At 67.2% G+C, this 25257-nt stretch carries 23 protein-coding genes; 10 read left to right on the forward strand and 13 right to left on the reverse strand.

The features are described from left to right. Nucleotides 1-23 precede the first annotated feature (23 nt). A complete protein-coding gene (locus tag LO55_RS19435) occupies nt 24-2501 on the forward strand; it encodes a penicillin-binding protein 1A (RefSeq protein WP_071362738.1) in 2478 nt (825 codons plus the stop codon). Here the strand turns inward: LO55_RS19435 and LO55_RS19440 are convergent. From LO55_RS19440 to LO55_RS19450, 3 genes are all read right to left on the reverse strand, one after another. Continuing rightward, complete coding sequence (locus LO55_RS19440; protein ID WP_071362739.1) at nt 2446-3045, reverse strand: M23 family metallopeptidase; 600 nt, start codon at nt 3043-3045, stop codon at nt 2446-2448. The genes LO55_RS19435 and LO55_RS19440 overlap by 56 nt on opposite strands. 11 nt (nt 3046-3056) lie before the next feature. Further along, nucleotides 3057-3896: a glucose 1-dehydrogenase gene (locus tag LO55_RS19445; RefSeq protein WP_071362740.1), complete on the reverse strand. Its 840-nt coding sequence runs from the start codon at nt 3894-3896 to the stop codon at nt 3057-3059. A gap of 100 nt (nt 3897-3996) precedes the next feature. Further along, nucleotides 3997-4173 carry a DUF3606 domain-containing protein gene (locus LO55_RS19450; RefSeq protein WP_071362741.1) on the reverse strand — a complete coding sequence of 59 codons (177 nt, stop codon included), beginning with the start codon at nt 4171-4173 and terminating at the stop codon, nt 3997-3999. A 181-nt stretch (nt 4174-4354) separates the two neighbouring features. Here LO55_RS19450 and LO55_RS19455 point away from each other — a divergent pair, with 181 nt between their 5' ends. From LO55_RS19455 to LO55_RS19465, 3 genes are read left to right on the forward strand one after another with little or no spacing between them, the layout of a single operon-like run. Next, nucleotides 4355-4675 (forward strand): thioredoxin family protein, encoded by a 321-nt coding sequence (locus LO55_RS19455; protein ID WP_071362742.1) that lies wholly within the window; start codon nt 4355-4357, stop codon nt 4673-4675. Then, complete coding sequence (locus LO55_RS19460) at nt 4672-5967, forward strand: MFS transporter (protein ID WP_071362743.1); 1296 nt, start codon at nt 4672-4674, stop codon at nt 5965-5967. The genes LO55_RS19455 and LO55_RS19460 overlap by 4 nt, the downstream gene beginning before the upstream one ends. Beyond that, nucleotides 5964-6452: a GNAT family N-acetyltransferase gene (locus LO55_RS19465; protein WP_071362744.1), complete on the forward strand. Its 489-nt coding sequence runs from the start codon at nt 5964-5966 to the stop codon at nt 6450-6452. Before LO55_RS19460 ends, LO55_RS19465 begins: the two co-directional genes overlap by 4 nt. A 55-nt stretch (nt 6453-6507) precedes the next feature. Here LO55_RS19465 and LO55_RS19470 read toward each other — a convergent pair whose 3' ends face one another. Beyond that, entirely contained in the window at nt 6508-7311 is an 804-nt protein-coding gene (locus LO55_RS19470) for a DUF481 domain-containing protein (protein WP_005670787.1), read from the reverse strand. Nucleotides 7312-7517: 206 nt separating this feature from the next. Further along, nucleotides 7518-8810 carry an NCS2 family permease gene (locus LO55_RS19475; protein ID WP_143054569.1) on the reverse strand — a complete coding sequence of 431 codons (1293 nt, stop codon included), beginning with the start codon at nt 8808-8810 and terminating at the stop codon, nt 7518-7520. Nucleotides 8811-8943: 133 nt separating this feature from the next. Between LO55_RS19475 and LO55_RS19480 the strand changes: the two genes are divergently transcribed. Both LO55_RS19480 and LO55_RS19485 read left to right on the forward strand, forming a co-directional pair. Further along, complete coding sequence (locus tag LO55_RS19480; protein ID WP_071362746.1) at nt 8944-10146, forward strand: hypothetical protein; 1203 nt, start codon at nt 8944-8946, stop codon at nt 10144-10146. 397 nt (nt 10147-10543) lie between these two features. Next, nucleotides 10544-11722, forward strand: coding sequence for a glycosyltransferase (locus LO55_RS19485; protein ID WP_071362747.1), 1179 nt, complete (start codon nt 10544-10546; stop codon nt 11720-11722). A 106-nt stretch (nt 11723-11828) separates the two neighbouring features. Here LO55_RS19485 and LO55_RS19490 read toward each other — a convergent pair whose 3' ends face one another. From LO55_RS19490 to LO55_RS19510, 5 genes are all read right to left on the reverse strand, one after another. Beyond that, nucleotides 11829-14174: a hybrid sensor histidine kinase/response regulator gene (locus LO55_RS19490; RefSeq protein ID WP_071362748.1), complete on the reverse strand. Its 2346-nt coding sequence runs from the start codon at nt 14172-14174 to the stop codon at nt 11829-11831. Between the two features lie 99 nt (nt 14175-14273). Then, a complete protein-coding gene (locus LO55_RS19495; protein WP_071362749.1) occupies nt 14274-14534 on the reverse strand; it encodes a hypothetical protein in 261 nt (86 codons plus the stop codon). A gap of 85 nt (nt 14535-14619) precedes the next feature. Then, nucleotides 14620-14889: a DUF5985 family protein gene (locus tag LO55_RS19500; RefSeq protein ID WP_005670797.1), complete on the reverse strand. Its 270-nt coding sequence runs from the start codon at nt 14887-14889 to the stop codon at nt 14620-14622. A 4-nt stretch (nt 14890-14893) separates the two neighbouring features. Continuing rightward, nucleotides 14894-15154 (reverse strand): DUF5985 family protein, encoded by a 261-nt coding sequence (locus LO55_RS19505; protein ID WP_005670799.1) that lies wholly within the window; start codon nt 15152-15154, stop codon nt 14894-14896. 127 nt (nt 15155-15281) lie between these two features. Then, nucleotides 15282-15674, reverse strand: coding sequence for a hypothetical protein (locus LO55_RS19510; protein ID WP_071362750.1), 393 nt, complete (start codon nt 15672-15674; stop codon nt 15282-15284). A gap of 205 nt (nt 15675-15879) precedes the next feature. On the opposite strand from LO55_RS19510, the gene LO55_RS19515 reads away from it, so the two are divergent. The 3 genes from LO55_RS19515 (at nt 15880) to LO55_RS19525 (ending at nt 19249) form a co-directional block, all read left to right on the forward strand. After that, nucleotides 15880-16668, forward strand: coding sequence for a DNA/RNA non-specific endonuclease (locus tag LO55_RS19515; protein ID WP_071362751.1), 789 nt, complete (start codon nt 15880-15882; stop codon nt 16666-16668). 9 nt (nt 16669-16677) lie between these two features. Further along, nucleotides 16678-16941, forward strand: a complete 264-nt coding sequence (locus LO55_RS19520; RefSeq protein WP_071362752.1) for a hypothetical protein — start codon at nt 16678-16680, stop codon at nt 16939-16941. Nucleotides 16942-17191: 250 nt separating this feature from the next. After that, entirely contained in the window at nt 17192-19249 is a 2058-nt protein-coding gene (locus tag LO55_RS19525) for a hypothetical protein (protein ID WP_071362753.1), read from the forward strand. A gap of 75 nt (nt 19250-19324) precedes the next feature. Here LO55_RS19525 and LO55_RS19530 read toward each other — a convergent pair whose 3' ends face one another. The 3 genes from LO55_RS19530 to LO55_RS19540 all read right to left on the reverse strand — a co-directional run bounded on the left by LO55_RS19530 (nt 19325) and on the right by LO55_RS19540 (nt 24434). Beyond that, a complete protein-coding gene (locus LO55_RS19530; RefSeq protein WP_071362754.1) occupies nt 19325-22195 on the reverse strand; it encodes a M16 family metallopeptidase in 2871 nt (956 codons plus the stop codon). 78 nt (nt 22196-22273) lie between these two features. Then, nucleotides 22274-23248 (reverse strand): sensor domain-containing diguanylate cyclase, encoded by a 975-nt coding sequence (locus LO55_RS19535; protein WP_083415434.1) that lies wholly within the window; start codon nt 23246-23248, stop codon nt 22274-22276. A 142-nt stretch (nt 23249-23390) separates the two neighbouring features. Then, a complete protein-coding gene (locus LO55_RS19540; protein ID WP_143054570.1) occupies nt 23391-24434 on the reverse strand; it encodes a sensor histidine kinase in 1044 nt (347 codons plus the stop codon). A 172-nt stretch (nt 24435-24606) separates the two neighbouring features. On the opposite strand from LO55_RS19540, the gene queE reads away from it, so the two are divergent. Beyond that, entirely contained in the window at nt 24607-25242 is a 636-nt protein-coding gene (gene queE, locus LO55_RS19545; protein WP_071362757.1) for a 7-carboxy-7-deazaguanine synthase, read from the forward strand. Nucleotides 25243-25257: the final 15 nt, after the last annotated feature.

The following is a 25257-nucleotide window of genomic DNA, read 5'->3' on the forward strand; positions in this document are numbered from 1 at the left end:
CTTGATCAGGGCAGGAATAGCGAGTGGACCAGAAACAGAACAACGAGAACACGGAAACCGCGGACAGCGCGCCAACCGTGCAGCAACGCATCAAGCAAGTCTCGCGGCACCTCGCCCGGCGCCTGCTGGCCGGCGCCTCGACCCGGGCCGGGGCCCTCAAGAGCGGCGCCCGTGCGCGCCTGCACGGCCGGCCGCTGCCGGTCAAACTGGCGCTGATCTCGCTCTGGAGCCTGGCCGCCGGCCTGATGGCGATCCTGGCCTGGCTGCTGATCCTGATCCCGTTCACCCCCGGCATCGACGACCTGGAACAGGTCAGCCGCTCGCGCCCGACCGTGATCCTGGACGCCGGCGGCCGGCCGCTCGGCACCTTCGAGAAAGGCCTGCAGGAACGCGTCCGGCTGTCGCAGGTGTCGCCGCACGTGGTCGAGGCGCTGATCTCGACCGAAGACCACCGTTTCTACCAGCACCACGGCGTCGACTTCAAGCGCGTGGCCGGCGCGCTGTGGGCCAGCCTCAAGGGCGACCCGCAGGGCGGCTCGACCATCACCCAGCAGCTGGCGCGCAATATGTTCCCGCAAGAGATCGGCCGCGCGCGCAGCGTGAACCGCAAGATGAAGGAACTGATCACCGCGATCAAGATCGAGAACACCTACAGCAAGACCCAGATCCTCGAAGCCTACCTGAACACCGTGCCTTTCCTGTACAACGCCTACGGCATCGAGATGGCGGCGCGCACCTATTTCGGCAAGCCGGCTTCGCGGCTCGACGTGCTGGAGTCGGCGACCCTGGTCGGCATGCTCAAGGGCACCCATTACTACAATCCGGTGGCCAACCCCGAGCGCTCGCTGGCGCGCCGCAACGTGGTGCTGGGCCAGATGCGCAAGCATGGCGCCTTCGACGACAAGCGCTACGCGCAACTGGTCAAGCGCCCATTGCGCCTGCGCTTCGCGCGCCTGCCCGACCGCAGCGGCAAGGACGACCATTTCACCCATCACGTGCGCAAGTGGCTGCTCGACTGGGCCGATGAGAACGACTACAACCTGCAGCTGGACGGCCTGGTGGTGCGCACCACGCTCGACCCGGAACTGCAGGCGGCGGCCGAGCGCGCGGTGCGGCGCCAGGCCGACATCCTGCAGGCGATCGCCGACGTCGAGTGGGCCAATCCCGGCCTGCCGCGTTCGACCGCCACCGCCACCTATACCGCGATCCGCCCGAACATCGCCCCGTTCTCCTACTACTGGATCACCAATGCGCGCGTGCTGGACGCTTTCGTGCGCGAGAGCGGCGCCTACCGCAACGCGGTCGAGGAGGGCGAGGAACCGGCCGCCGCGCTCAAGCGCCTGAAGGCTGATCGCGGCTTCATGAACGAACTCAAGAGCGCCAAGTCGCGCCTGGAAGCCGGCTTCGTCGCAGTCGACCCGGCCAGCGGCGAGGTCAAGGCCTGGGTCGGCAGCCGCGACTTCGAGCGCGACCAGTACGACCACGTGGCCCAGGCCGCACGCCAGCCGGGATCGACCTTCAAGCCCTTCGTCTACGGCGCCGCGCTCGAGCGCGGCATCCCGCCCGACCAGGCCTACCGCGACGTGGTGCTCGAATTCAAGGGCGACGACGGCAGCGTATGGAAACCCACCGACATGGACGGCAACAGCGGCCGCTCGATGCCGATGCGCGACGGCCTGGTGTTCTCGAAGAACACGATCACCGCCCAGGTGAGCCAGGATGTGGGCATCGGGCCGATCGTGCGCCTGGCCCAGGGCCTGGGCATCCGCCAGAGCCGGCTGCACGCGGTGCCCTCGCTGGCCCTGGGCACCAGCCCGGTCACCCTGCTCGAGATGGTGAGCAGCTACGCCACCATCGCGGCCCTGGGCGAGTACCGCACGCCGATTTTCGTGCGCGCCATCGAGGACCGCGAAGGCAACGTCATCGCCGATTTCGGCGTCGGCCAGCCCGAGCGCGCGATGTCGCGCGAGTCGGCCGAAGCGCTGATCGACATGCTGCGCGGCGTCGTCACCCGCGGCACCGGCAACGGGGTGCGCAGCCGCTTCGGCATCCGCGGCGACCTGGCGGCCAAGACCGGCACCAGCCAGAACAACCAGGACGGCTGGTTCATCATGATGCACCCGAACCTGGTGGCCGGGGCCTGGGTCGGCTTCAACGACAACCGCGTCACCATCCGCAGCAGCTATTGGGGGCAGGGCGGCCACAACGCGGCGCTGGTGGTGGGCGACTTCTTCCGCGGCGCGTTCGACGCCGGCAGCCTGGACGCCCAGGCCACGCTGCCCGGCTGGCGCGCGCCGGAGCCGCGCCGCTACGTGGAGGAAGAAGAGCCCGAGGAAATCTATATCGACGAGGCGGTGGAGGTGGCGCCGGAAGGCGGCCCCGAGGAGATCGAGATCCCCCTTCCGCTGGAACCCAGCGAGGTCATCGAGCCGCTCGAGGCCGCGCCTATCGCGCCGCCGACCTCGGCGCCGGTCCCGGTGCCGCTTCCGCCGGAGCTGTAGCCGGGGCCGGAGCGGCGATCAGGGCCGGATCGGCCTTCAGCAGCGGATAGGGGTTGATGGCGCCGCCGGTGTCGTACACGCCGTAGTGCAGGTGCGGCGGCGTGCCCTTGGCATTGCCCGTATCGCCGACATAGCCCAGCACCCGGCCGGCCTCGATGCGCATGCCGGGTTCGACGTCCGAATAGCCGTCGAGATGGGCGTAATAGTGGCGCTGGCCGCCGGGTCCCAGCACCCAGACCACCAGGCCGCCGAGGCGGTTGGTGCCCACCCGGGTCACGATGCCTTCGGTGCTGGACACGACCGGCGTGCCGCGCCTGGCGAAGATGTCGATCCCTTCGTGCTTGCGGCCTTCGCTGCGCGCGCCGCCCCAGGTGTCGCGCAGCGCGCGTGGACGCACGCCCTCGACCGGCACCGGCAGCGCCTGGGGCTTGGGCATGGCCGCCAGGCGCATGGTGTACAGGGCGCGCTCGATGTAGGGCTCCAGCAGGCCATACGCCAGCACCAGAAAGACGGCGACGAACAGGGTGCGCAGGAGAGCGGCCATCCAGCGCCCGTCTACAGGATCGGCGTGCCGCCGGTCACGGCGATGCGCGCCCCCGAGATATAGCTCGCTTCGTCGGACGCCAGCATCACGAACACCGGCGCCACCTCTTTGGGCTGGCCGGCGCGCTTCATCGGCACCTGGCTGCCGAAGTTCTCGACTTCTTCCGGCGGCATGGTCGACGGGATCAAGGGCGTCCAGATCGGCCCCGGCGCCACCGAGTTGACGCGGATGCCTTTGTCGGCCAGCAGCTGGGCCAGGCCGGCGCTGAAGTTGGCGATCGCGCCCTTGGTGGTGGCGTACGGCAGCAGGGTGGGCTTGGGATTGTCCGAGTTGATCGAGGTGGTGTTGATGATCGAGGAGCCGGGCGCCATGTGCTTCACCGCCGCCTTGCAAAGGTGGAACATCGCGGTGATGTTCACCTTGAAGGTGTAGTCCCATTCGTCGTCGGGGATCTCGTCGAGCGAGTCGTGCGACATCTGGAAGGCGGCGTTGTTGACCAGCACGTCGATGCGGCCGAACTCGGCCACCGCCTTGTCGATGATGGCGCGGCAATGCGCGCGGTCGGCGATGTCACCCGGCACCAGGATGGCGCGGCGGCCGGCTTCCTCGACCAGGCGCGCCGTTTCCTTCGCGTCGTCGTGCTCGTCGAGGTAAGAGATCAGGACATCGGCGCCCTCGCGCGCGAAGGCCAGCGCAACCGCGCGGCCGATGCCGCTGTCCCCGCCGGTGATCACGGTGGCCTTGTCCTGCAGGCGGCCGGAACCGCGGTAGCTCGTTTCGCCGTGGTCGGCTTGCGGGGTCAGCTCGGCTTCATGGCCGGGCGGTTGCTGCTGTTGCTTCGGAATATCCATCGTGTGCTCCATGTCTGGGTGCGAAGGGTAGGGAAATGAACGGGCAATAGAGAGCACGGACCGGCAGGCGGCCGGTCCGCGCGATCGAGCGGGAAGCGGTTCAGCGGCCGAGGTGTTCGCGCACCGCGCTGGCGCTCACGCCGACCTGGTCGACGGCGCGCTGCAACTCCTCGCGGGTCACGCCCAGCGCCTCGGTCCAGTAACGCACCTCGTGCTCTTCGTGCATATTGATGCGGGAACGGTCCTGCTGACCGCGTTTGTTCAAGTCATCCGACATGATGTGCTCCTGATTAGACGATGAGTCACAGGGTGACAGCCTCGGGAGCCAGGTTCCGTTAGGTGCCACACGCTGGAGGGAGATCGGGCAGGCAAGAGCGCGGCCTGGCGCGCCGGCATGCCAGGCGGCGCGTTTTGAGGTACGCTTGCGGTATTCGAATAGCAATAAACTAGGAGACTCCATGGCTGCCCCCTACGCTAGCAACCAACCCGAACGCAGCGCCATCGACGCCACCCAGGGCCTGGTCGCCCTCGACTTCGGCGCCAACTGGTGCGGCTATTGCCGCGCCGCCGAGCCGCTGATCGACCAGGCGCTGGGCGACTATCCGGCCGCCCGCCACATCAGGGTCGAGGACGGCCCCGGCCGCCCGCTGGGCCGCTCGTTCCGCGTCAAGCTATGGCCGACGGTGGTGGTGCTCAAGGATGGCCAGGAAGTCGCGCGCGTGGTGCGTCCGGTCGACGCCGACGCGGTGCGCCAGGCCCTGGCCCAGGCGGGTGCATGAGCGAAGCCACGCTGGAAGGCCGAGCTGCGGGCAACAAACCCCGCACCGTCCTGTTTGCAAGCCTGATCGGCACCACGATCGAGTTCTACGATTTCTACATCTATGCCACCGCCGCGGTGCTGGTGTTTCCGCGCCTGTTCTTCCCGGCCGCCGACCCGGGCGCGGCGGTGCTGCAGTCGCTGGCGACCTTCGCCATCGCCTTTTTCGCGCGGCCGGTCGGCTCGGCCGTGTTCGGCCACTTCGGCGACCGCATCGGCCGCAAGGCGACCCTGGTCGCGGCCCTGCTCACGATGGGCCTGTCGACCATCCTGATCGGCCTCTTGCCCACCTATGCCCAGATCGGCGTGGCGGCGCCGCTGCTGCTGGCGCTGTGCCGCTTCGGCCAGGGCCTGGGCCTGGGCGGCGAATGGGGCGGGGCGGTGCTGCTCGCCACCGAGAACGCGCCGCCGGGCAAGCGCGCCTGGTACGGCATGTTCCCGCAGCTGGGCGCGCCGATCGGCTTCTTCCTGTCGGGCGGCGTATTCCTGCTGCTGGGCGAGCTGATGAGCGACGAAGCCTTCTTCGCCTGGGGCTGGCGGATTCCCTTCCTGGCCAGCGCCCTGCTGGTGGCGGTGGGCCTGTACATCCGCCTGAAGATCACCGAAACGCCTGACTTTCAAAAGGTGCTCGACCAGAAGGCGCGGGTCAAGGTGCCGATGGTGGCGGTGCTGCGCGACCACCGCCGCGCGCTGCTGCTCGGCACCCTGACCGCCTTGTCGACCTTCGTCATCTTCTACCTGATGACGGTGTTCGCGCTGAGCTGGGGCACCGCGCAGCTGGGCTACACGCGCCAGGAATTCCTGGTCCTGCAGCTGTTCGCGGTAGTGTTCTTCGCGCTCACGATCCCGCCGTCGGCGCTGCTGGCCGACCGCCGCGGACGGCGCAGCGCCATGATGCTGGTGAGCGCCGCGATCGCCGTGTTCGGCCTGCTGTACGGGCCGCTGTTCGGCGCCGGCGGCTGGGTCGCGGTGACGCTGTTCATGGTGCTCGGCATGTGCCTGGTCGGCTTCACCTACGGCCCGCTCGGCACCTTGCTGGCCGAGATGTTCCCGCCCGAGGTGCGCTACACCGGCGCCTCGCTCACCTTCAACTTCGCCGGCATCCTCGGCGCCTCGGTGGCGCCCTATATCGCCCTGTGGCTGGCCACGAACCACGGGCTGGAATACGTCGGCTATTACCTGAGCGGCGCGGCGCTCATCAGCCTGGCCGCCCTGGCGCTGGCCAGGGACCTGGCGCCGTCGCCCGCCAGGTGAGCGGGCGCAGCTTCGGACGTCTCGCGGCGCGCTCTCCCTCGGCCGACGACGAGGCTTTCCTCGAGGCGCTCTACCTCGACTCCCGCCCCGACCTCGGCGCGCTGCCGGTCCCGCGTGGCGTCATCGAGGGCATCGCGCGCCACCAGCGCGCCATGCAGGTCGACGATTATGCGCGGCGCTTCGCCGCGCCCGAGACCTGGCTGGTGACCGAAGAGGAGCGCCCGGTAGCGCGCATCGTGCTGGCCGAAGAGGCCGGCGCGCTGCGCGTGGTGGACCTGTCGGTGGCGCTGGCCGCGCGGCGCAAGGGCATTGCCCGGTGTATCCTGCGCGCGCTGCAGCAGGAACGCGCGCGCGTCACGCTGCGTGTGCGCAGCGGTAACCTGGCCGCACGCCGGCTGTACGGGGCGCTGGGCTTCACGCTCCTGCACGCCGACGACGCCGCCATGGAACTCGAGTGGCGCCGGACGGGAGCGCATCCGGAATAAGGCTCGCGGCGTCCGCGAAGTGCGCCAGGCGATGGCCTGGCGCAGGTGGGGTAGCTTAGAACGAATAGACCATCGTCAGCGAGGTCTGGGTATCGGTGTTCTTCTTGTCTTCCGGGACGTCGCTGTCGTTGCGCACGCTGAAGCCGGCCTTCATCTGCATGCTGCCGTTGATCTTGGTGCTGAGCGACGTTTCGGCCACCGAGTGGGTGTTGCCGGTGCCTTTCTCGACGCTGACGGTCTGGGCGAAGAAGGCCGATGGGCTGACCTGCCAGCGGAACTGGGCCGCGCTGCGCACCGTCATGCCGCGTTCTTCTTCCTCGTTGTCGCGCTTGCCGACCGAGTAACCCGGACCGATCTCGACGTCGAGCGTCTTGTCGGGCGCCGTGTACCAGCGCGAGCCGTAACCGATGCCGACCGTCGAGTACTTCCGATAGGCGCCGAACCGGTCGTCGGTGTGGGTGGCCAGCACGAAGGCGCGGCGGCCGTCGCCCAGCAGCTTGAGCGAGGCCTTGGCCGAGGTGGCCCAGCGCTGCGCCGAGCGGCTCTTCACGGGCTCGCCGAACTCGTCCTCGTACTCGTCTTCCTTGAAGTAGCCGCTGGCGATGAATTCATGGCTCCAGCGCGCGGTCTCGTGACGGGCGTCGATCTTGCCCGTGACCGAGGTGCCGTTGGTATTGCCCGAGGTCGTGATCGCGCCGAGTTCGGCGGAGGTGAACCAGCCGCCGTCGGGAATCGCCGGCATCGCAACGGTGAGCGGCGCATGGACGTCGCCGACTTGCGGAAGGTCCGGAGCGGCGAGCGCCACACCGGGGAGGCCGGCCAGGGCCAGCGCCAGGATCGAAAATGGTTTCATCAGCATCTAAGCGGTCGCATGGGCTGCGCCGTACCGCGTGGCATGCGCAGGGCGACCGGCCCATCGTTCGTGGATCGTGCGCGACCGTGGTGATAGCCGCGAGTTGGCGGACATTGTAACGCAAAGACAGCGCGATGCGATGCAATCGGGCATGAATGGGCGCTTGTTTAGTCAGTAGCGGCGCGAACGACCGGTCACTTTTATCGAGCGACTCAGGTGCCGACGTAGACGATCTTGAAAGCGAACAGCGCCGCGATCACCCACACCACCGGCTTGACCTCGCGCGCGCGGCCGGTCAGCAGCTTGAGCACCGCATAGCTGATGAAGCCGAAGGCGATGCCCTCGGCGATCGAATAGGTGAACGGCATGCCCAGGGCGGTGACGGCGGCCGGGATGCTCTCGGTGCTGTCGCCCCATTCGACGTCGCCCAGGTCGGACAGCATCAGGCAGGCCACGAACAGCAGCGCCGGCGCGGTGGCGTAGGCGGGCACCACGGCCGCCAGCGGCGCGATGAACAGGCAGGCCAGGAACAGCGCGGCCACGGTCAGGGCGGTGAGGCCGGTGCGCCCGCCGGCCTGCACGCCGGACGCGCTTTCCAGGTAGGCGGTGGTGCTCGAGGTGCCCAGCACGCTGCCGGCGACGATGGCGCCGCTGTCGGCCAGCAGCGCCTTGTTCATCCGGTCCATCTTGCCCTCGACCAGCAGGCCGGCGCGGCGCGCCACGCCCATCAGCGTGCCGGTGGCGTCGAACAGCTCGACCAGGAAGAACACCAGCACCACGTTCAGGATGCCGGCGGCGAGGGCGCCCGGGATGTCGAGCTGGAACAGCGTCGGTTCGATCGACGGCGGCAGCGAGAACAGGCCCTGGTAGGTGTTCCCGCCGAAGAAGAAGCTGAGCACGGTCACCAGCACGATGCCGATCAGGATCGCGCCGCGCACGCGCAGGCGGTCCAGCGCCACGATGGCGAAGAAGCCGACGATCGCCATGATCGCGGCCGGCTGGTGCAGGTCGCCGGCCTTGACCAGGGTGGCTTCGTTGGCCACCACGATGCCCGCATTCTTGAGGGCGATCAGGGCCAGGAACATGCCGAGGCCGACCGTGATCGCGACCCGCATCGAGCGCGGGATGCCGTCCACGATCATGGCGCGCAGGCCCACCATCGTGACCAGGATGAACAGGCAGCCCGAGATGAACACGGCGCCCAGCGCCGCCTGCCACGGGATGCCCATGCCCAGCACCACGGCGTAGGCGAAATAGGCGTTCAGCCCCATGCCGGGCGCCATCGCGATCGGGTAGTTGGCGTACAGGCCCATGATGGCGGTGCCGCCGGCGGCCACCAGGCAGGTGGCGACGAACACCGATTCCTTCGGCATGCCGGCGTCTCCCAGGATCGAGGGGTTGACGAAGATGATGTAGACCATCGTCAGGAAGGTGGTCAGTCCGGCCATCATCTCGGTGCGGATGTTGGTCTTGTTTTCGCTGAGTTTGAAGAGTCGTTCGAGCATGGGGGACTTTCTGGATTCGTTTTTTGCCCGAAGCATAACACCGGCACACGCCGCTTGCAGCCCGCGGCGCTACGCCGGGCCGCGCGGCGGTGTTACCATGCCGGCTCGAACCTCCATCTATTTTGTCCACACTATGCCGAAGAACAAGCGTCCCGCACCCCGCACCTCGAACAACACGCGCGAACCCGACACCGATGCCCAGGCGCGGCTGATGGCCGACATGGCCCTCGAGATCGCCGAGCGCGAGGACGAAGCGGCGCAAGGCGGCGAGCAGGCCGAGGCCCTGGCCAGCCTGGTGCGCAAGGCGATCCGCAAGAAGCACGACGAGGTGCTGTACGAAGCGATCGAACTGGCGCGCTACACCGATCCGCTGGCCTGCCGCCTGCTGCGCGCGCGCGTGGAAGAAGAAGCCGCCACCCTGCGCATCCGGCGCGAAGACGGTCCGGAAGTCGAGATCGACGCCTTCCTGGTGCCGCTGTTCGTGCGCAGCCGCGGCGGCCTGGACGGGCGCGAGAACTTCCAGGATCTTGACGCCTTCGAGCGTCTCTCGGCCAGCTTCCAGGAGCACGGCCTGGACAGCAAGGGCGCGAAGGTGGTGCTGCTGCAGCATGCCTACGACCTGGCCGAGATCGATCACATCGCCTACGGCACGCTGCACCAGATGCTGCGCGAAGCCGCCGCTTCGCTGCTCGAAAAAAAGCTGCAGCCGGCGCCGACCATCGAGGCCAGCATGCGCGGCTGGACCGGCGAGCCGGTGGCGCCCGACGAGACGGCGCTCGAGCTGCGCTTCCTGCTCGGCTTCTCGCTCAAGCGCGCCGACGATCCGTTCTACCGGGTGCCGCAGGACGAAGCGGGCAGCGACGCCTATTTCGCGGCGCGCATGGCGCGCTACCGCGCCTGGACCGAGGCCGTCGCCCCGCTGGTGGCGCGGCTGCTCGCGCGCGAGCCGGACCGCCTGGAGCTGAACTTCCTGTACCAGGACCTGTTCTACGGCGCCAAGGAGCAGGGCGTGGCCGAACTGGCGACGCTCGGCGTGCTGGCCGAGGCCAAGCGCCTGCTGGCGGCCAAGGACCTGGCGCCCGACGCGGTGCACGCCGCGGTGGCGCCGCTGGACATGGGCGAGCACGTGGTCCTGCGCGCCAACCTGTACGCGCTCGACGGCGGCCAGCCGTGGGGCACCGTCGAGAAGCCGGTCGACCTGGCCGCCGACCTGGCCGCCGAGGTGGACGAATTGTGCGATGCACTACTGGCGCTCGGCCTGGAGGGCGTATCGATTGCCGCCGGGTTCAGCGCCGACGGGCACGCCGAAGGCGCCGAGCCTTATCACCCCGCCTGACGCCCCGTTTTCGAACCGTCCGCAACGCCCCACCGCCCCCCGATTTCGGCCGTCGGGGCGGTAAACCGGCGATTTCGGCCCCCGATTTCAGTGCAAACAGTAAAGTTTTTGCCGTTTTTTCGTAGTGGATTTTCCTGTGTTGGTGTAGGAGGCCCCTTACAAAAAATTGCCTCCCAGACGGACTCTCCCTATGAGGCCCAGCAGTAGGGCGGCAATATTTAGTTACATCTGGTGCAATGTTGCTCTGCACAACTGAAAATATTAGGAAAATTGCATGATACGATTCCGTGGTCAGACCGGCTTCCCGGGCGCCGCCACGGCCTTGTGAGAGAGAGAGGGACCGGTCCGGTTTTACTTGCCAACTACTAGAACGCCGCCGAGGCGAAAGGAAATCGACATGCCGACCCTGATCGTGTTTTGCCATCTCCGCTGGGATTTCGTGTTCCAGCGTCCACAGCACCTGATGACCCGCCTGGCCGAACACTACAACATCCTCTTCATCGAAGAGCCGATGCACACCGAGGGCGAGGCACGCCTGGAAAAGACCGACGTCGCACCGAACATCACCGTCTGCCGTCCGCACACGCCGATCCAGCAGTTCGGCTTCCACGACGACCAGCTGCCGACCCTGCAGGCGCTGCTGGCCAACCTGGTGCCCAAGGACGAGGCGCCGATCGTCTGGTTCTACACCCCGATGGCGCTGCCGCTGCTGCAGGTCTTCAAGCCGTCCAAGGTGATCTATGACTGCATGGACGAACTGGCCATGTTCAAGAACGCGCCGAAGCAGCTGCTGCAGCGCGAAAGCGCGCTGCTGAACATCGCCGACGTCGTCTTCACCGGCGGCCCGAGCCTGTACCAGTCGAAACGCGACCGCCACGCCAATGCCCACTGCTTCTCGAGCAGCGTCGACGCCAAGCACTTCCGCCAGGCACAGGATCGCGCCATCTCGCACCCGGACCAGGCCCATATCGCGCATCCGCGCCTGGGCTTCTACGGCGTGATCGACGAGCGCTTCGACGTCGACCTGGTCTCGAGCATGGCCGACGCCCATCCGGACTGGCAGATCGTGCTGGTCGGCCCGGTCGTCAAGATCGACCCGGCGACCCTGCCGAAGCAGCCGAACGTCCATTACATGGGCCAGCGCACCTATGACCAGCTGCCGCAGTTCCTGGCCGGCTGGGACGTCTGCCTGTTGCCGTTCGCCATGAACGATTCGACCAAGTTCATCAGCCCGACCAAGGTGCTGGAATACATGGCGGCCGAGCTGCCATGCGTGTCGACCCCGATCACCGACGTCAAGGTGCCGTATGGCGACGTGGTGGAAATCGCCGAGTCGCACGGCGACTTCATCGCCGCCTGCGAGCGCCAGCTGGCGCTGAGCGACGACGCGCGCCAGGCCATGGTGCAACGCATGCGCGAAGTGGTGGCCGGCACCTCGTGGGACCTGACCGCCAGCCGCATGCACGAGCTGATCGGCAACGCCGTCCCGGGCAACAAGGTCGAACGCTTCTTCGCCAACAGCCAGGAAGCGGCGCGCGCGCCGGCGGACACGCTGCCGGTCGCGCAGGTCGGTTGATTGGATTGGGCCGGTCGAACCCGGCCTGAACACGTCGTCCCGGCGCAGGCGGGGACGACGTTCCGGACTCCGGCAAAGCGCCGGGTCCCGCCGTACGGCAGTAGCTTCACACTCTCCTGAGCACTTCCTCGATCGCCTCCACCGTCGCCGGCTTGGTCAGGTGTTCGTCGAACCCCGCCGCCTTCGTCCTGGCCCGGTCGGCTTCTCCGCCCCATCCCGTCAGCGCCACCAGCCGGATGCCCGCCAGGCGGGCGTCTTGCCTGATCGCCGTCGCCACTTCGTAGCCGGACATGCCCGGCATGCCGAGGTCCAGGAACACCACGTCCGGCATCAGGCTGGGCAGCATGCGCAGCGCCTGGCGGCCGTCGTTGGCCACCGGCGCGCGGTGGCCCATCATATTGAGCAGGGCGGCCAGGGTTTCGGCCGCGTCGCGGTTGTCGTCGACCACCAGCACGCTGCGCCCCGTCGGCGCGGCCTCGGGCGCCGTTCCGGTCGTCCCGTCCTCGTCCGCGAGCGCCGCATGCGCAGCGGCGAGCAGCGGCAGGCGCACCGTGAAGACGCTGCCGGCATTGGTGCCGGCGCTGGCGGCGCTCACGCTGCCGCCGTGCAGCTCGACCAGGCTGCGCACCAGCGACAAACCGATGCCGAGCCCGCCGGATCCTGGCTGCTGCGCCTGACCGACCTGGGTGAACATGCGAAATACCTCTTCCAGCGCCTCGGGCGCGATGCCGATCCCGTTGTCGGACACCGTCACCAGCGCCTGCTCGCCGTCGCGCCTGGCCTCCAGCGCGATGCGTCCGCCCTTGGGCGTATAGCGCGCCGCATTGTTCAGCAGATTGCTCACCACCTGGGTCAGGCGGGTCGGATCGGCGTCGAGCACCAGGGCTTCGTCAGGGAGGCGCAGGTCGAAAGCGTGGCGCCCCGCCTCGATCAGCGGCATGCTGGTCTCGACCGCGGCCGTCAGGACCGTCGCCAGCTCGACCCGCTCGCGCCGCAGCTCGACCTGGCCGCGCGTGATGCGCGCCACGTCCAGCAGATCGTCGACCAGGTTCACCAGGTGGTCGAGCTGGCGCTCCATGATGTCGTGCACGCGGCTGACCGCATCACGGTCGGCGGGCGAGCGGCGGATGAACTGCAGCCCGCTGCGGATCGGCGCCAGGGGATTGCGCAGTTCGTGCGCCAGCGTGGCCAGGAACTCGGTCTTGAGACGGTTGGCCTCGGACAGGTCGGCCGCCATGCGGCGCAGCGCGGCGTCCGCCCGGCGCCGTTCGGTAATGTCGGTAAACAGCACCGCGACCCGGCGCCGCTCGGGCGGACCCAGCCGCGTTGCGTGCACGTCGTACCAGCGGTGCAGGCCGCGCGCCTCGTTCTCGAAGCGCACCGCCTCGCCGGTTTGCGCCACCCGGCCATAGGTGTCGAACCAGTGCTGCTCGTGGTTGGGCACCAGCTGGCGGATCGTCTTGCCCACCGCATCGAGCAGGCCGGTATGCTTGACGAAGGCGGGATTGGCCTCGACGAACAGGTAGTCGCAGGGCTGGCCTTCACTGTCGTAGATCATGTCGATCACGCACAGGCCTTCGTCGATCGAGTCGAACACGGTATGGTAGCGCTCCTCGGTGGCGCGCAGCTGCTGCTCGGCCTCGCGCTGGCGCGTGGCGTCCATGACCACCCCGTGCACCTCGCACGGCGCGCCATGGTCGTCATACTCGACGTGGCCGCGCGCGATCATCCAGCGCCAGCCGCCGGCGTCCGCCCGGATGCGGTAGGTGGCGGCATAAAGGCCTTCGCCGTCGATCGCGGCATTGATCTGCGCCACCGTCGGTTCGATGTCGTCCGGATGGAAGGCCGCCAGGTAGGTGGCGAGCGGCGCGTCCAGGCGCCGCTCCTCTGCAACCCCGAACAGCGCCGCCATGCGGGCGTCGGCCCGGACCCGGTCTTGCAGGATGTCCCACGACCAGATGCCAAGCTCGGCGGCCTCGACGATGCGTTCCAGGCGCGAACGGGTCTGCTCCAGTGCCGTCTCCGCCCGCTGCCGCTCCTCCTGGCTGTTGAAGGCCTCGATATAGAAACGCGCCTTGGCGCGCAGGATGGTGGGGGAGAGCGGTTCGGTGAGCACGGCGATGGCGCCGGCGTCGTACAGCAATTCCTGGGGGAAGGGCAGGGGTTGCGGCAGGCCGAGCGCCACGATCGGCGTGCGGCTCGAACGGGGATTGGCGCGCACTGCGCGAATGGTGTCGAGCATGCCCTCGGCGTCGCCCGAATAGCCGACCAGGATCAGGGCGAAGTCGCCCATGCGTGCCTGGTCCAGGCCGCCCGCCTGGGTGGTCGCCCGGACGATGACCTGGTCCAGCTCGCGCGAGACCTGGTTGACGATCGGGTCGTCGATCGCGCGCTTGCAGATGAAGAGGACGCTCCGGTGGCTGGCGTGAGGAATGGTGTCGATCAAGGACATCGTGGCCCGAACATATGGTTATGGTTATTTCGGCAATCTAAGTGTGTCGCCGGGCCATGTCAATGATTTTGCGCCGTTCCGGTGCGCCGGCGTCCCCCGTCACGATTTGTCCGGCACCTGCTGCGAGGGCACGGGTGTGCGCAGCGCCTCTGGAACGGCGTCGGCGATGCCCTGCGACGGTGCCTGGCCGATGCGGCGCGCCTCGTCGGAGTGCTGGTCGAGGTTCACTTCCTCGGCCACGTCGAAGCGGCCGTCCTCGGCGCCGTCATCGCCCGGCAACAGGTTGTCGGAACGGTTGTCCTGGCCTCCGGCGGGAACCGGGACGTCCTGCCCGTGGTCAGATTGATCGGGAGCGCTCATGTGGACCTCCATGAAATGGTAGACATGGGCCGATTATGGCGCAGGGCCCCTGCGCCGGGCGCACGCGAGCGTCGCGTGCGGGCGCCTACGGGCCCCGCTTTTTGCGCGGCAAATTCTTTTCCAGGATGGCCCACAAGATCAAGCCATAGGCCAATAACCGGATCAGGTAGTGCAGCGGCGAATCCTCGCCGCCGCCGTCGCGCAATACCGCATACACGCGGTGCAGCCCTTCGATCGCGAACGACAGGGCGAAATACAGGAAGAAACGGTCGCCGCTGGCGCGCCAGAAGCGCAGGAAGAACAGGGCGATGATCAGGGAAGCCATGGCAATGGCGCCGGCCAGCAGATTGGTCATCGCTTCAGTCCTTCTCGTAGATCAGGCCGTAGAGCAGGAGCAGGCAGGCCACCAGCGCGCTCGCCTGGCGCCACGGCAGCAGGTCGACCTGGGTGGGAAACACGACCTTGTCCAATAACAGCAAGAGATTATTCAAGGTCATGCCCGCGAAACAGGCGCCGCTCCAGAACAGCAGCCGCAGCCGCGTACGCCGGTAGCCGGCGAACAGCAGCACGGCGCAGGTCAGCGCGGTCAGCATGCAGAGGGTATAGATCACTTCGCCCATATCACATCGTCCCGAAGGGTATGCTCATCATTCTTGTCGGCGCTCGGCGCCCGCTCTTTGCGTCTGATTCTGTGTCTGACTACGACATCTAGTTTATTGCATACGGACCACTGGCCACGCCTTCCTCTCATTCGTCCTTGCGCAGGCGGAAAGCGTCGGCGAACTGCTGGGCCTGGCGCTCGAGGCTGGAGTGGATCAAGTGGGTGACCTCCACCAGGTGCCGGGCATACAGGTCGGCCAGGCGATCGATCCGTTCGCACAGGGCCTCGCTGACGGGCTCGTAGCGATAACAGTGGGCGGCCGGCGGATCGCAGGGCTGCGCGATGCCCGCCTTGCATAGATCGGACAGCAGCTGGCCCGCCACGCGCTCACGGATATAGAGCCGGCTGGCCAGCATGGCGCTTTCCCACTGCTGGGTGGGGTCGGCGCGCAGCAGCAGCAAGGCTTCCAGGAAGGGCACGGAAGGAACGCTCGTCAGGACGAAACGGCGTAGGTCTTCCGGGATTGGCGGGTGGGTCATTCGTGGCGAACTTGTTTCCCAAATGGAAAATCTTATTGAGAAAGCGATAATTTTAAAACATTCCGTGAGGAATTGCTCATGCAATCGTGCGCACCCGGTGCGCAGTGTCATGGGTATCGCCGCGTGCGCCGATCGATGCAAAGTTAATGCTCAGGAACACCTGCTCAGCTAAAATGCCCGCTTTCTTCACCATTGCCGTTCAATCATGCTTCGCTCCACCCTGGGCAGACTTCTTGCCCGCCTCGCCGTCGCCGGCGCCTTGCTGTCCACCGGCGCGGCGCAGGCCGACAGTTGTCCTGTCCACTACCTCGACGGCCGCGCGCCCGAGATCCACAACCAGAAACTGGCGAAGTCCACGCGCGAGCTGTGCTACGGCGTGTTCGGCGTCATGCATTCGGGCGTGACCCGCACGCCGCTGTGGTCGGCCGAATACGTGCGCGCCGATAACCTCAAGCGGGCCCAGGGCCTGGACCGCGACGACAAGTTCCACGCCGAGGGGCGCCTGCCGCGCGGCCAGCGCGCCGAGCTGTCGGACTATGCGCGCAGCGGTTTCGATCGCGGCCACCTGGCGCCGAACGCCAATATGCCCGACCGCCGCACCCAGCGCGAGAGCTTTTCGCTGGCCAATATGGTCCCGCAAGACCGCGACCACAACCGTCACATCTGGGCGCCGATCGAGGGCGCGGTGCGCACCATGGCGAAGAAGGAAGGGGAGCTGTACGTGATCACCGGCCCGGCCTTCCTCGGCGCCAGCCTGAAGAAGGTCGGCAACGTCATCGTGCCGAGCCATCTGTACAAGGTGGTGTACAGTCCGCGCCAGAAGCTGGCCGCGGCCTGGTTCACCGAAAACCGCGCCGATGCGCCGATCAATGTGGTGCCGGTCGCCGAGCTGGAACGCATCGTCGGCATCGAACTGCTGCCGTCCCTGTCGGCAAAGCAGAAAGAACGCATGCTGCGCCTGCCCAAGATCAAGCAGCGCAAGAACCGATCGTAAAGGAACGCCATGAGCAAGAAGAAACCAACCTCGTTCACCCCGTTCGCCAACGAAGCCGACGTCGCCGGCATCGGCGACCTGATGCTGGAAAACCGTGTCGACCGCATCACGATCTCGGGCGACGTCGACCTGACCGCCGACGTGCCCGGGCTGGACAAGGCGCGCCGCCTGCACGCGCTGCTGGGCGAGATCGTGGCCGCGCTCGAGGCGCGTGATCTGCCGGACGCGCTGCCGCCGCCCGAGGTCAAGACCATCGACAACCCGTTCGCCTGAGCACGGCGCACCGGCTCCGGTGCGCTATCCATGCCGGGCGCCCGCCCGGCATTCCGCCCCCTGTCGTCCTGCGCCTACGTGCTCATCCGTAGGTGGTCCGACGCCGCATTTCGCCTTGTTCTGACATGATCTTTCCAACGGTCAATGGTGTGCGAGCCCCATCAGTATTGGAGTAATCTTGACAACAAAGCGCAAACGAGCGGCAGTCTCGTCGCCGGCGCCAGTACCACCATTTTTCGGAGGAACGACCATGCAACATACCCTTGTCGCGGTGTTCGACAACCGCACCGATGCGCAGAACGCCATGAACGAACTGCTGTCGTCGGGCTTTACCCGTACCGACGTCCGCCTGTCCAACGCCGACCCGACCGGTCAGACCGACAGCGTGTCCGGCCGTTCCGACCTCGACACCGAACGCAGCGCGGACGGTGACACCGGCATCACCGCCAGCATCAAGAATTTCTTCAGCGACCTGTTTGGTTCGGATAATGCGGAACATGTGAGCCGCTACGAAGGCGCCGTCACCCGTGGCCACCACGTGCTGACCGTGGTCGCCGCCTCGCTGCCGGAAGTCGAGCGCGCGGCCGACATCGTCGAGCGCTACGGCCCGACCGACATCGACGAGAATGCCACCGGCACGCCGGACATCGCAGCGGGCGGCATCAGCGCCGGCGCCATGCGCATGGGCAGCAGCTCCGGCATGCAGCAATCGTCGTCGATGTCGGCCCAGTCGGGTACGCTCGGCAATGCGCAGGCGGCATCGACGCCCAAACTCGACAATCCGGGCGACCGCGCGCTGTTCCAGCAAGGTTCCCTGAACCAGGGCCAGACCGTGGGCGGCACCCACCAGGAATCGCTGGGCAGCAGCGGCCTGACCGCCACCGGCGGCACTTCGCTGCAAAGCTCGACGCTGCGCGACGACCCGCTGCAGAATGCGCCGCTCGAAGGCAGCCAGCAGGGCGGCCTGGCGGCCGGCAGCGCGCAGCTGGACAACGACCGCATCGCCGCCCAGGGTTCGAACCTGGGCAACACCGCAGCGTCGGGCAGCACCTCGTCGATCCAGGGCTCGGCCCTGGAAGGCTCGATCCGCAGCGACTCGCTGCAGCGTGACACCCAGACCGGCTCGCTGGCGGGCGGCAGCGCCAGCCTGGACAAGCAGCGCAGCGGCGTGCGCATTTTCTCGCGCGGCCAGTCGGACGCCGCCCTGGGCCTGGGCGGCAGCGCGGGTTCGGCGTCGAGCGCCATGGGTTCGTACGACGACGATACCTACTATCGCAACCATTTCAACACCACCTACGGCGCCACCGGCGCGTCCTACGACGACTACCTGCCGGCCTACAGCTACGGCAGCGAAGCCGCGCGCAGCGGCCGCTACACCAACCGCGCCTGGGACGACATCGAAACCGACCTGCGCAGCGACTGGGACAGCCGCCACGCCACCGGCGGCGAGCCATCGACCTGGGAAAAGATGAAGGCCGCGGTGCGCCACGGCTGGGAACGCATGACCCGCGACGATGACGACGACCAGTACCGCAGCCACTACGACAGCACCTATGCGAGCAGCGGCACGAAGTTCGAAGAGCTGAAACCGGCCTACGCCTACGGCAGCGAGATGCGCCGCAGCGAGATGTATCGCAACCAGCCATGGGACGACGTCGAGGGCACCCTGCGCACCGGTTGGGACAACCGCATCGACGGCACCCGCGACTTCAGCACCACCGGCAGCGACACCAGCGAGCCGTCGACCTGGGATCGCGTCAAGAACGCCGTCCGCCACGGCTGGGACCGCATGACGGACGACAATGACGACGACGTCTATTACCGCAACCACTGGAACTCGACCTACGGCGCCGCCGGCGGCTCGTATGACGAGTACCGCCCGGCCTACAGCTACGGTTCGGAAATGGCGCGCAACGACCAGTACCGCGGCCGCAGCTGGGACGCGGTCGAGACCGACCTGCGCAGCGACTGGGATCGCCGCTATCCGGGTGAGCAATCAACCTGGGACAAGATGAAGTCCGCCGTGCGTCGCGGCTGGGACCGCATGACCGACGGCGATAACGACGCCTACTACCGCAACCACTGGAATTCGGTGTATGGCGCCACCGGCGAGGCGTATGACGAATACCGTCCGGCCTACAGCTACGGTTCGGAAATGGCGCTCAACGACAAGTACCGCGGCCGTCCGTGGAACGACGTCGAGACCGACCTGCGCAGCGACTGGGATACCCGCTATCCGGCCGACCAGTCGACCTGGGAAAAGATGAAATCGGCCGTGCGTCACGGCTGGGATCGCATGATGCGATAAGCCCGCACCTCGGGAAATGAAAGCGGCGCCCTCGGGCGCCGCTTTTTATGGCACTACACGTGTTGCTCTACCGGTTCACCTGGCGAACACCTGCGCCGCCGGCGTGATGGTCACCGCCTCCGGCTTGATGTTCAGCTTCATCGAGCCGATCTGCTGGTCCTCGTCCAGCAAGGCCTGCGGCTTGTTGGCGTCGTACTTGATCGGCGAGAAGGCGTCGCTCACCAGCGCCTGTTTCAGGCCGGCCGCATCCTTGGTGATGATCACCACCGACAAATTCTTGGCCGACAGGTGCTTCCTGATCGCCGCATTGACGTCGGCCGCGCTCAGCTTCGACAGGGCGTCGCGCATCATGGCGGTGAAGTCCGGCGTGCCGTACCACTGCGAATCGAGGGCATAGCCCAGCTGCTGGTCCTGGGTCGCGGTCATCACGAACACGTTCTTCAGCAGATAGTCGCGGGTGGTCTCGAAGTCGGCCTGGCTGATGCCGCCGTCGACCATCTTGCCCAGCTCGTGCAGCGCCACGCGCAGCGCGAAGTGGCCGTTCTGCGGCGCCACCGGGCGGATCCAGACCTCGAACAGCTGCGCCTTGCGGCCCAGGTTGGGGTTCGGGAAGAACTGGAACATCCCGCGCGGGAAGGCTTCGATATACGCGTAGTCGCCATAGTTCATGCCGCGCTCTTCGCGGATGCGCTGGTACAGGTGGGCGCTCGAGGAGCGGTGTTCGCCGAACCAGGTCTTGGCCAGCCACAGGGAGGCGAAGTCCGGGTGCTTGCGCGTGACCTCGAGCGGCAGGCCGAACGAGATCGCGGTGGCGCGCGTGTTCTTCTCGACGATTTCCACTTCCAGGCCATTCGGCATGCGGCCTTTCGGCACGCCCGTCGCGGGGAGACCAGCGCCTTGCGGCAGGCGCGCCAGCTGCGCCTTGAGCGAGGCCGTCATCGCATCCGACACGTCGCCCGAGATGCCGACCTTCACCGCGCCCTGGGTATACGCCTTGGCGTAGAAGGCCTTCACGTCATCCAGCGTGATGGCGTCGATGCCGGCGACGGTGCCGAGCACCGGATGACCGTAGCCGGTGCCGGCGAACACATTCGCTTGCAGCCGCTCTTTGCCGAATTCCTCCTCGTTGTTGTCCTTCAGGTCCAGCACCAGCGCGTTGCGCTGGGCGTCCTTCAGGCGCCGGAAATCTTCCTCGCGAAAGCCCGGGTCCACCAGCAGGGGCATGGCGATGCCGAGGAATTGGTCCCAGTTGTCCTTGTGGATGGTGCCGGTGAAGGTCGTCATCTCCTTGTCGGTCTGCTCGGTGAAGCTGCCGGCCATCGGGAACAGCGACTTGGTCACCTCGTCGATCTTGCGCTCGCGCGAACCGCTCGCCGCCACCATCGCGGCGGTGAGGGCGGCCAGGCCTTCCTTGCCCTTCGGGTCGTGGCTCGATCCGGCGGCGAACAGCAGCTTGAAGCGGATCTGCGGCAAGGCCGACTTCTGCACCAGCACGTCGAACTTCGCATCAACCTCCCGAGGGGCGAACGATGCCAGCTTCGGCAACGCTTCGATGCCCTTCGGCAGCGCCTCATGCGACAGGGTGGTGACCACCATGCTGTCGTCGACCAGGTATTTGCGGGCGGCGGCCTGCAGGTCGGCCAGCGTCAAGCTGTCGATCGCGCGGTAGTACCCGTTCAGGGTGCCGTAGGAGCGCTCGAAATGCACGTAGGACGCCAGCGTCGAGGCGATCGCCTCGGTGTTGTCGAGCGAGCGGATCAGGCCATACTTCTGGGCCGACTTGGCCGCTTCCAGTTCCTGGCTGCTGACCGGTTCGTCGCGCAGTTTCGCCACCGTCTGCAGGATGGCGTCGCGCACCATCAATGCGTCGGCTGGATTCTTCACGCGCGCGCCGACGGTGGCCAGGGTCGGATCGACCCGGTTCGGGGTGAAGTCGAACAGCTGGTCGACCTTTTGCTCGTCCTGCACCAGGCGCTTGTACAGCGGCGAGGTGCGCCCGAACGACAGCGACAGCGCCATCGACAGCGCCGCCTGCTCCTTCTGCCGGGCGACGAAGCTCGGGGCGCGCCAGGCGACCGTCACCAGCGGCAAGGTCGGGGTCTGCCAGGCCACGTGGCGGTACTGGGCGCCGCGCGGCGCGGGTTCGACCGGCACGTTCGAGGTGAAGGCGCCGCGCTTCCAACCGGCCCAGTACTTCTCGACCATGGCGATCGCCTTCGACGGTTCGACGTCGCCGGCGATGATGATGGTGGTCTTTTCGGGACGATACCAGCGGTCGAAGAAGACCTTCGAGTAATCATACTGGTTGGGCATGTCCTCGATGTCCTTGAGGAAGCCCATCGTGGTGTGCTTGTAGGTGTGGGTGGTGTAGGCGGCGTCGCGCTGCACCTCGAACAGCTTCGACATCGGGTTCGCGCTGTTCTTGTTGTATTCGCCCAGCACGGCGCGCGATTCGGTCTTGAAGGCCGCGATCGGATACGACAGGTGCTGGAAGCGGTCGGCCTCGACCTTCAGCACCGTTTCCAGGTCCTGCTTGGCGAAGGTGGTGTAGTAATTGGTGAGATCGTCGCTGGTATACGCGTTCTGGCGCGCGCCGGCCTTCGTGATCACTTCCTGGTATTTTTCGGGCGGGTAGGTCGGCGTCCCGCGGAACATCATGTGCTCGAAGAAGTGGGCGAAGCCCGACTTGCCCGGTTCGACTTCGTTGCGCGACCCGGTCTGCACCGGGATGTGCACCGAGACCAGGTTGGGGAAGCCGGTCGGCACCACGATGACCTTCAGCCCGTTGGGAAGCAGTTTTTCGGTTGCCTTGAATGGCAGCACGTCACCACCGGTGGCGGCCTTGGCGGCCGTGGGGGTGGCCGACGCCGCATGGACGGCGCCCGCCACCAGCACGCCGGAAATCAATGTCGCGAGCGTGGTGCGCGACAGGGTCGATTGAAACACAATGTCTCCTTGGGAAATAGACAATCGCGAAGGATAGTCTATCCACCAAGGAATGAACAGCCGTAGGAATACCCGTCTTTACGCGGCTTCCGTCATCGGCAGGCTGATGCGGTTGCGACCCAGGTGCTTGGCGCGGTACAGGGCGGCGTCGGCGATCGCGACCAGCTGGCTGGCATGGTTGTCGGGCCCGGCGATCGCGGTGGCGGCGCCGATCGACACCGTCACGTGGCCGGCGGCGAAGCGGCACGGCAGTTGCAGCTGTTCGACCCGGCAGCGGATGCGCTCGGCCACGATGGCCGCGCCTTTCAGCGACTGGTTGGGCAGGATCACGGCAAACTCCTCGCCGCCGTAGCGCGCCACCAGGTCGTTGGCCCGCATCTCGCTGGCCACGGCGCGCGCCACCCGCTTCAGGCACTCGTCGCCGCCCAGGTGGCCATGGGCATCGTTATACGCCTTGAAGTTGTCGACGTCGACCATCAGCAGCGACAGCGGCTGCATCTGGCGTAGTGCGCGCGTCCATTCCGCATGCAGGGTGTCGTCGAAGCAGCGCCGGTTGGCCAGGCCCGTCAAGCCGTCGCGCGTGGCCAGCTGCTCGAGCGCGATCTGCGCCATCTTGGCGTCGGTGAGGTCGCGCAGGGTCTCGACCACCGCCGACAGCTGGCCCCTGGCATTGAAGATCGGGCTGGCGTCGGCCGCCAGGTAGCGGCGCCGGCCGGCGCGCGGCATGTCGCACCAGCTCTCGATCGACAGCGGACCGGGACAATGGCCCTCCACGCCAGGGGGCGGCCGGACCTCGTCGCGCCGGCCCTTGAGCACCAGGTCGGCCAGGGTGGGGCGCTGGATCTCGTAGAAACTGCGCCAGTGGTCGCCGGTGCCGAGCACTTCCGGCGCCGGCACGCCGGTCAGCTCCTCGCAGGCGCGGTTCCAGATCATGACGCGGGCGTCGGTGTCCAGCACGAAGACCGGCACCGACAGGCTTTCCATCAATTGCCCCACGAATGCCACGTCCTGGACCAGGGCTGTCGGGCCTGTGCCGGTGCTGGGTGCGCTCATGAGCCGTCCTCTGTGGTTGCGGTGTCGGAGAGCGACAACCGGTGAGTTGCCGCTAGGGACCGATTCTGCAACCTGCGCAGGATCACGCCATTGATTTTCAGCAAGGACAATGGCGAGGTGGCATTTTGCAACGCTGGGCGCGTCAGGCAACCTTCGCCATGATGGCGGGGGCGCCCGGCGCCGGGGCGTGGACCGGCTCGTGGAGGGAGTTGCGTAGTGGATCTTGCACCACACTGCGCACCGGCACCGAAAGCAAGCAGCGGGCGCGGCGCTCGCCGGTGGCGACCATCCGCAACACGCCGCCCATGGCGCGGATATGCTCGACCAGCTCGGCGGGCAGGGCGGCGACGTCGTCCACCGAGCCGGCGCAGCCGTCGATCTCGAGGCCGAGCGTGCTGGCCCCTTCTAGCAGCCGCACATGCAGCTCGCATTTCTGCTCACCCTCGTGCCCGCGCTCCTGCGCATCACCGCCATGGCCGATCCTGCGCGCGGCGCCGGCCAGCACGTCCTGCAGCACGCGGAACACGGCCAGGCGCGCCGCGCGGTCCTGGCCGGCGCGCGAACTCGGATCGACGCCGGCCTCGAAGCGGTAGCGCAGGCCGTGGCGGTGCGCATGCTCGGCCAGGCAGCGCTCCAGCGCCTGGCGCAGGCGGTCTTCCGGATGGGCGCCGCGCAGGCCGCCGGCGACGGCGCGCACCGCCTGGATGGCGCCGTCGATGCCGGCCAGCGCGCGGTCGACGCGGGCCAGCAGGAGCGGAGCAGGCGTCGCCTGGGCGCAGTCGCGCAGGCTCGCCATGTCGTCGCGCAGGCTCGACAAGCGGCGGCCCAGCTCGGCCTGCAACTCGCTGCCGATCCGGGTCCGCTCGCCTTCGCGCACGCCTTCGTGCTGGCGCACCAGGCGGCACAGCACGTCGTGGTTGTCGGCCAGCGCCTGGTCGGCCTGGCAGCGCGCCTCGCGCTCGGCCTCGAGCTGGTGCTGCAGCGCGCGCGCCCGTTCATCGCTGGTGACGCTGCGGCGCAGGCCGATATAGGCCAGGACCAGGGCGGCCAGCGTGACCATGATGCAGGCCAGCACTTCCGGCGCCGCGCTGCGCCAGGGCAGCGGCACCAGCGCATGCGCGTCGCCGGCCTCGGCGCGGTGAGCAAGCAAGCACATCGACACTAGGAGAACCGAAGACTTTTTCATGAGTCGCCCTCTTACCGGATTCGGAACATTCCGTAGGACCATACCGCCGTCCTGCTGTAGGAATATTGTTTCTTCTCAAGCAGCTGTTATGCGACACGTTTTGTGGAACGGCAGCAACCGCAGCGTCACGGCGCCCGGCGCGCTATAATGGAAGGTTGACGAGAGGCTTACCGTGACTTACAGCATCAAAGAGATCTTCTACACCTTGCAGGGCGAGGGCGCCCATGCGGGGCGGCCGGCCGTGTTTTGCCGGTTTTCCGGCTGCAACCTCTGGACCGGGCGCGAAGCCGACCGCTTGAACTCCGTGTGCCAGTTCTGCGATACCGATTTCGTCGGCACCGATGGCGAACGCGGCGGCAAGTTCAAGGAAGCGGACCTGCTGGCGGCCGAGATCGACAGCCTGTGGCCAGCCACTTATCCGGCCAGCAAATACGTGGTGTTCACCGGCGGCGAACCGCTGCTGCAACTCGACCGTCCCCTGATCGACGCCATGCATGCGCGCGGCTTCACCATCGCCATCGAGACCAACGGCACCCTGCCGGTGCCGGAAGGCGTGGACTGGATCTGCGTCAGCCCCAAGATGGGCTCGACCCTGGCGGTGCATAAAGGCAGCGAGATCAAGGTCGTCATCCCGCAGGTCGGGCAAGACCTGGCCGCCTATGAAGGGCTCGATTTCGAGCATTTCTATGTGCAGGCGATGGACGGCCCGCTGGCCGCCCGCAACCTCCAGCTGGCGATCGAGACCTGCCGCGCCAACCCGAAATGGAAGCTCAGCCTCCAGACCCATAAACTTCTTCAGATTCCTTAAAGATCCACACGCAGC

This window comes from Massilia timonae, assembly GCF_001866515.1.
Lineage (GTDB): Bacteria > Pseudomonadota > Gammaproteobacteria > Burkholderiales > Burkholderiaceae_D > Telluria > Telluria timonae.